Consider the following 7151-nt stretch of genomic DNA (forward strand, 5'->3'; position numbering starts at 1 on the left):
GAACCGCCGCCGCTTCACCGACCGCACGCCCACCTGGGAGGTGCTGCACAAATACCCGCACGACTACAAGGTCGTGTTCGTCGGCGATGCCTCGATGTCGCCTTACGAGATCATGGTCCCCGGTGGCTCGGTCGAGCATGTCAACGAGGAAGCGGGCTCGGTCTGGCTCGACCGCGTGGTGCGCACCTATCCGCACACGGTCTGGCTCAACCCGGTGGCGCAGAAGCACTGGGATTATTCCGAGTCCACCACCATCATCCGCCGCATCCTCTCCGAGCGCATGTATCCGATCACGATCGAGGGCCTGGAGAATGCGATGAAGGAATTGGTGCGGTAGCCGCCGCCCGAGGTCATTCCGGACAGCCGCGCAGCGGCTGATCCGGAATCTCGAAGTTGTCTTGCTGATCGAGATTCCGGGTTTGCACCTTCCGCGCGCCCCGGAATGACAGAACAAGGAGGAAGAGATGCCCCAGACCATCCATCGCGGCATCAAGGCGCTGGTCGACGAGGCCAATGCCGAGATCGAGACCCTGAGCGCCGCGCAGGCGATCGAGGCGGCGAAGTCCGGCGACGTCGTCATCGTCGACATCCGCGATATCAGAGAGATCGAGCGCGAAGGACGCATCCCCGGCGCGTTCTCCTGCACCCGCGGCATGCTGGAATTCTGGATCGATCCGCAGAGCCCCTATGCCAAGCCGGTCTTCCAGCAGGACAAGAAGTTCATCTTCCATTGCGCGGGCGGCCTGCGCTCGGCGCTGGCCGCAAAGACCGCGCAGGACATGGGGCTGAAGCCGGTTGCCCATATCGGCGGCGGCTTTGCCGCCTGGCGCGACGCCGGCGGCCCGGTCGAGCAGTGGGAGCCGAAGAAGAAGGGTTGAGGCGCGAGCCGCTGACCACAAGGACGCAAGCATGACCACTCCCGCAGATCCCCTCGTGTCCACCGAATGGCTCGCCGCACATCTCAACGACGCCAACGTCAAGGTCGTCGACGCCTCGTTCAAGCTGCCGGGCGTGCTGCCGCTGCCGAAGGACGACTATCTCGCCGCGCATATCCCCGGTGCCGTGTTCTTCGACGTCGACGCCGTCTCCGATCACACCAACCCGCTGCCGCACATGTTCCCGAGCGCCGATCAGTTCGGCCGCGATGTCGGCGGGCTCGGCATCGGCAACGGCGACACGGTCGTGGTCTATGATTCCGGCGGCTGGGTCGCTGCCCCGCGCGCCTGGTGGATGTTCCTGTCCTATGGCCACCGCGATATCCGCGTGCTCGACGGCGGCCTGAAGAAGTGGCGTGCCGAGGGGCGGCCGGTCGAGAGCGGCGAGGCGCCGCGGCCTCGGCCCGCGACCTTCAAGGCGACGTTCGACGAGGGTCGCGTCCGCAGCCTGCAGCAGATGATCGCCAATCTCGACAGCCAGGCCGCGCAGGTGATCGATGCGCGCGCAGCCGATCGCTTCGAGGGCCGCGCCGCGGAGCCGCGGCCGGGCTTGCGCGGCGGCCACATCCCCGGCAGCCGCAATCTGCCCTATGGCCAGTTGATCGACGCGGCGACCGGCACGATGAAGCCGCCAGCTGAGCTGCGCGCGGCGTTCGCGACAGCCGGCGTCAAGCTCGGCGCGCCGATCGTGACGAGCTGCGGCTCCGGTGTATCGGCCGCGGTGCTGACGCTCGCGCTCTACCGGCTCGGCGTCGAGAACCCGGCGCTCTACGACGGGTCCTGGTCGGAATGGGGAATGTCGGGCGGCCCGCCGGTGGCGACCGGACCGGCTTGAGGTGGGTGTTCAGGGTGTCCGCGCGGCCGCCAGGGGGGTGAACGCTGTCTGGGTGAACGGGAGCTGCCCGAACGGACCGGCTTGTGTGGCTGCCTGCTGCGCCAGCCGGGCGCGCTCCGCTTGTGCCAGCCGGCGGCGTTCCTTGGCGCGCTCGGCTCGCAGCCGCCGGTTCGCGGTGTCACTTTCGGCTAGGATCGGCGCCGGTCTTGCCGGCGCTTGTGGCTGCATCGCTACCGGCGGGCGGCCGAGCGTCGCGATCCTGGCCGCTGCGGGAGTGGGCGTCGGCGCGGCGATGTCAGCCGACTCGGCGACCGGGGTCGGCGTGGGGCGTGGGGAAGGTTCGGGCGGGCTGGCTGGTGCAGGCGCCGCTTGGTCGGACGTGGGATTGTTGGTTGCCGCCGGATCTGTCGGCTGCGTTGAAGTCACCGTGGTCGAAGCCGTGATGGCTGGCGCCGCCGCGGGCGGCTCGGCGGGCTTGGTGATGACAGCAGCGGCGTCGACGACCGCGGGCATGGTCGTTTCCTCCGCCTTGTCCTTGGCGGCCTCGCGCGGCGTCGCTTCCGCGGACGTCTCGAGCTCAGGCGTGCCCGCCGGGTTGTTCACGGCCTCCGGCTCGGATGGCGGCGGCTCGATGCGCAGCATCGCCAGCACCGCGTCGGAAGGATCGTTCTTTTGCGCAAACCTGATTTCGGGGGTCGTCTGCCAGGACGGGTTGTGGGCGAACTTTTCGTGGGCGGCCCGCAGGAGCGCGGCGGCGCCGAGCCCGAACACCAGCACCGACACAGAGAACGCGATCGCGGCGAACAGAAAACGAAAGCCGGGGAGCATGTAAGGGCATTCCTCCCCGCAAACGAAAGATTGCGGGGGCACATCGAGCTACCGGGAACGCGGTGATGACAAAACCAGCCGCGTCCGCGGGACGCACCGGAAATCACCGGTGCCGCGAATCGGGGTCGATTAAGGATACTGCAAGCTTTCTTGCCTATTTGTTAAAACTGAGCCGTGCAGCGTGGTGGTTGCGCACCAAAGTCCGTTTCTTCACGCATGAGGCTTCCGTGCAACGGATTGAAGGAACACCACAAAATACGGAATCCGGCTTCGATCAGCCGGATTTGTCTTGAATGCGCCGCGATCTTCGGCCATCTGCCGTTAACGATCCGGTGCCGGCTTGGGGATGATGCAAGGGCGATGATGATCAACCGAATTCTGGCGACGTGTGTTGTCGTGACGGCGGGCGCGGCAGCCATGTCTCATGTGCAGGCCCAGCAGGCCTATCCGCCGCCGCCCGGCTCGGTCTATCCGTCCGGACGAGTGCCCTACGATTCGTCCGTCTATCCACCATCGTCCGGCGGCTATTCGGCGGATTATCGGCGGAACGCTGCGGGCGCACCGCAGGATTTTGACGCGCTGGACGATCAGGATCCGGATGAGGCGGCTGCCGTCGTGCCGCCGCCAGGTCCCGGACCGATCCTGTCGCCCGACGATCCTCGCTACGCCCGCGGCGTTCCGTCGGCCTATTCGGCTGCGCCCACCGGTCCGGTCATGTCGCCGGACGATCCGCGCTATGGCCGCCCGGCATCTCCGTCGGTGATCTATGCCGATCGCCCGGGTGGCGCCCCGCAACCCTATGCGAGCGGCGATCCCGCCGTTTCGCGTCCGCCGGGAGGCATGAACGCCGCGGCGGGTGTGACCGGTTCGGTCCCGCCGGCTGGCGCGGATGGTCGACCGCCCATGACGGTCGCCGCGCTGCCGCCGGAGGAACAGCCCGATGCGGCGCCGGCGCAGCTTTCGCCCAACCTCCGTCGGCAGGAAGTCCCGTTCGTCACCAAGGAACCGGCTGGAACCATCGTCGTCGATACGCCGAACACGTACCTCTATTATGTGCTCGGCGGCGGCCGTGCGATCCGCTATGGCGTCCGTGTCGGTCGCGAAGGGTTCACTTGGACCGGCGTGCAGAAGATCACGAAGAAGACCGAGTGGCCGGACTGGTTCCCGCCGACCGAGATGATCGAACGCCAGCCCTATCTTCCCCGCTTCATGGCCGGCGGCCCCGGCAATCCGCTCGGTGCGCGCGCCATGTATCTCGGCAGCACCGTCTATCGCATTCACGGCACCAACCAGCCGTCGACGATCGGCAAGTTCGTCTCCTCAGGCTGCATCGGCATGCTCAATGACGATGTCAGCGACCTGTTCGACCGCGTCAAGGTCGGCACCCGGGTGGTGGTGATGCCGGGCGGCCCGTCGCCAGGCGTGACGACCGCATCGGCGGCGCCGATGCCTCCTGCGCCGGCCGCCGGTCCTTCGGGGCCCGCTCCGGCGCAGATGCAGATGGCAGCCCCTCCGGCGCAGGGCGTGCCGCCGCCGCTGCCCGCGCCGGTGACGATCCGCTAGGTTGGGATCATGGCGGCTGCCATCCGGTGGCCGCCATTTTCATGCGCTTGAAATCACGTTTGTGCCGACTACCTCCCGCCGAGGGCAGCGAGAGGAGGTCAGGACATGCGCATCTTCGTCGCAGGCGCAACCGGCGCCGTCGGCCGGCATCTGGTTTCCGCGCCGACAGTTTGCGCCAGCAGGCCGATCGGCGTTCCGCGGCCTGAGAATGATCAGGCGATCCTGCGCGGCGTCTCGCCCTTGAACCAGGCGTCGATGCATTGGACCATCTGGCTGTAATGGTCGCGGAAGCCTTCGGCAGTGGCGTAGCCGAGATGCGGCGTGAGCACGACATTGTCGAGCTTGCGGAAGGGATGGTCGACCGGCAACGGCTCGACCGAGAACACGTCGAGGCCGGCGCCGGCGATCTTCTTCTGCCGCAGCGCTTCCAGCAGCGCCTGCTCGTCGACGATCGGTCCGCGCGCGGTATTGACGAGATAGGCGGTCGGCTTCATCCGCGCGAGCTCGTCGGCACCGACCAGTCCCCGCGACCGCGGGCTCAGCACGACGTGGATGGTGACGATGTCGGCGGTTGCGAACAATTCCTCCTTGGAGGCATAGCCGACGCCGACCTCCTTGCACCGCTCCGGTGTCAGGTTCGGGCTCCAGGCAACCACGTTCATGCCGAGCGCCTGCGCGATGTTGGCGACCTTGCTGCCGAGCTTGCCGAGCCCGATCACGCCGAGCGTCTTGCTCTCGATCTCGATGCCGCCGAGCGCCTGCCACGGCTCGCCGGCATGCATGCGCGCATTTTCCTGGCCGATTTTGCGGGTCAGCTCCAGCATCAGGCCGATGGTCAGCGGTGCGGTCGGATCACGGCCATATTGGGTGCCGCACAGCACGACATCGTGATCCTTCACCGCCTCGGTGTCGATCGCGGCATTGCGCATGCCGGAGGTGATCAGGAGCTTCAGCTTCGGCAGGGCCGCCAGCAGCGTGCGGGGAAACGCGGTACGCTCGCGCATCGCGCAGACGATCTCGAAATCCTTCAGCGCGCTGGCTGCGGCCTGCTCCGAGACAAACGGATGGTTGAAAACCGTGACGTCGGCACGGTCGGCGATTTTGGACCAGTCCGCGGACGAGAGGGCGATGTCGTAATAGTCGTCGAGAATTGCACAGCGCGGGCGCGTCATGGCTTGATCCATTCATGGCGAGGGGACGACGACGGGCGTCGTTCAGAGGCTGCGCCATGGTTGCGCGCAATCGTTGCGCGCGCAAGGACCAGCGGCATCAAAAGCCGCGGGAATGCGGCATCGTGGCCGGCTCAGAGTTCGCCGGACCTCAGGCGGAAGGCAGCCTGGTCCCCATACTTGGCGCGCCAGGCCGGGCCCGGACCGCGCATGTAATGTAGTTCCGGCCGGTAGGGGTTGAACGCCCGGTTGAAGAAATCGCGCCAGAACGACTTGAAGCCGCCGGAGGTTGACCGTCCGGGACGCTGGGAGGAGAGGTTGCTGACCGAGGTTGCCATCACGCGGGCTCCCTGTTTTCGCGGCTTTGCGCCGCCCAACGATTTTTCGTCGTCGGGAGCAAGTTTCTCGCGTGATTATTTAAAAGTTGGTTTCAATTGGCGCGACCGGATGCACACAAGGTGTCCATCCCGTATTCGTCCGTGGTGAACGGAGCGAAAACGATGTCCCGATCGCCACAGCCGGTTGCCCTTTGGCGGCGGCGCGGCTACATCAGCCGCGGCAAATTTCCGCAAATCCAGGGTTTCCCGGGGAAACGCGATGGCGCGTCAGTTCGTCTATTTCATGCAGGGTCTGTCCAAGACCTATCCGGGCAACCGCAAGGTGCTCGATAACATCCATCTGTCGTTCTATCCCGATGCCAAGATCGGCGTGCTCGGCGTCAACGGCGCCGGCAAATCGACGCTGCTCAGGATCATGGCCGGGATCGACAAGGAATATACCGGCGAAGGCTGGGTCGCCGAAGGGGCCCGGGTCGGCTATCTGGAGCAGGAACCGCAGCTCGATTCCAAGCTTTCCGTTCGCGAGAACGTGATGCAGGGCGTCGCGAAGCAGAAGGCGATCCTCGACCGTTACAACGAGCTGGCGGTGAACTATTCGGACGAAACCGCCGACGAAATGACGAAATTGCAGGACGAGATCGAGGCTCAAGGTCTCTGGGATCTCGACAGCAAGGTCGACCAGGCGATGGACGCGTTGCGCTGCCCGCCCGACGACACCGATGTGACCAAACTCTCCGGTGGCGAGCGGCGCCGCGTTGCGCTGTGCCGGCTGCTGCTCGACCAGCCCGAGCTGCTGCTGCTGGACGAGCCGACCAACCATCTCGACGCCGAGTCGGTGTCCTGGCTCGAAGGCCATTTGCGCAACTATCCCGGCGCGATCCTGATCGTCACCCACGACCGCTACTTCCTCGACAACGTCACGGGCTGGATCCTCGAGCTCGATCGCGGCCGCGGCATTCCCTATGAGGGCAACTATTCCTCCTGGCTGGTGCAGAAGCAGAAGCGGCTCGAGCAGGAGGGCCGCGAAGAGGCCGCGCGCCAGCGCACGCTCGCGCGCGAGCAGGAATGGGTTGCCGCCTCGCCGCGCGCGCGCCAGGCCAAGTCCAAGGCGCGCTACCAGCGTTACGAGGAACTGCTGAAGCAGGCGAGCGACAAGCAGGCCCAGACCGCGCAGATTGTCATTCCCGTCGCCGAGCGGCTCGGCGCCAACGTCATCGACTTCGAGGACCTGAGCAAGAGCTTCGGCGAGAAGATGCTGATCGACGATCTCACCTTCAAGCTGCCGCCGGGCGGCATCGTCGGCGTGATCGGCCCGAACGGCGCCGGCAAGACCACCCTGTTCCGGATGATCACCGGACAGGAAAAGCCGGATGATGGCAGCATCACCGTCGGCGAGTCCGTGCATCTCGGCTACGTCGACCAGTCGCGCGACAGCCTCGACGGCAGCAAGACGGTGTGGGAGGAGATTTCCGGCGGCAACGAG

Annotated in this window: 8 protein-coding genes and 1 pseudogene; 6 read left to right on the forward strand and 3 right to left on the reverse strand. The window is 66.3% G+C overall.

Going from position 1 to position 7151, the window contains the following annotated elements:
- The 3 genes and pseudogenes from JOY90_RS26340 to sseA all read left to right on the forward strand — a co-directional run.
- Positions 1-337, forward strand: a pseudogene (locus JOY90_RS26340) (VWA domain-containing protein); the annotation flags it as partial.
- Between the two features lie 127 nt (positions 338-464).
- On the forward strand, positions 465-878 hold the full coding sequence (locus JOY90_RS26345) for a rhodanese-like domain-containing protein (protein WP_291694030.1): 414 nt from the start codon (positions 465-467) through the stop codon (positions 876-878).
- A gap of 31 nt (positions 879-909) precedes the next feature.
- Positions 910-1770, forward strand: a complete 861-nt coding sequence (gene sseA, locus JOY90_RS26350; RefSeq protein WP_291694031.1) for a 3-mercaptopyruvate sulfurtransferase — start codon at positions 910-912, stop codon at positions 1768-1770.
- 9 nt (positions 1771-1779) lie between these two features.
- On the opposite strand, the gene JOY90_RS26355 is transcribed toward sseA, so the two are convergent.
- Positions 1780-2598, reverse strand: coding sequence for a hypothetical protein (locus JOY90_RS26355; protein ID WP_291694032.1), 819 nt, complete (start codon positions 2596-2598; stop codon positions 1780-1782).
- A 65-nt stretch (positions 2599-2663) separates the two neighbouring features.
- On the opposite strand from JOY90_RS26355, the gene JOY90_RS26360 reads away from it, so the two are divergent.
- Together JOY90_RS26360 and JOY90_RS26365 are read left to right on the forward strand one after the other, a co-directional pair.
- On the forward strand, positions 2664-2891 hold the full coding sequence (locus JOY90_RS26360) for a hypothetical protein (RefSeq protein ID WP_291694033.1): 228 nt from the start codon (positions 2664-2666) through the stop codon (positions 2889-2891).
- Between the two features lie 67 nt (positions 2892-2958).
- Positions 2959-4161, forward strand: a complete 1203-nt coding sequence (locus JOY90_RS26365) for a L,D-transpeptidase (RefSeq protein WP_291694034.1) — start codon at positions 2959-2961, stop codon at positions 4159-4161.
- A gap of 212 nt (positions 4162-4373) precedes the next feature.
- Here the strand turns inward: JOY90_RS26365 and JOY90_RS26370 are convergent, their stop codons facing one another.
- Complete coding sequence (locus JOY90_RS26370; RefSeq protein WP_291694035.1) at positions 4374-5333, reverse strand: D-2-hydroxyacid dehydrogenase family protein; 960 nt, start codon at positions 5331-5333, stop codon at positions 4374-4376.
- A gap of 131 nt (positions 5334-5464) precedes the next feature.
- A complete protein-coding gene (locus JOY90_RS26375; RefSeq protein WP_291694036.1) occupies positions 5465-5668 on the reverse strand; it encodes a hypothetical protein in 204 nt (67 codons plus the stop codon).
- A 259-nt stretch (positions 5669-5927) separates the two neighbouring features.
- Between JOY90_RS26375 and ettA the strand changes: the two genes are divergently transcribed.
- The coding region (gene ettA / locus JOY90_RS26380) for an energy-dependent translational throttle protein EttA (protein ID WP_291694037.1) at positions 5928-7151 on the forward strand (1224 nt) is incomplete at its 3' end.

Source organism: Bradyrhizobium sp., assembly GCF_019242285.1.
Taxonomy (GTDB): domain Bacteria; phylum Pseudomonadota; class Alphaproteobacteria; order Rhizobiales; family Xanthobacteraceae; genus Bradyrhizobium.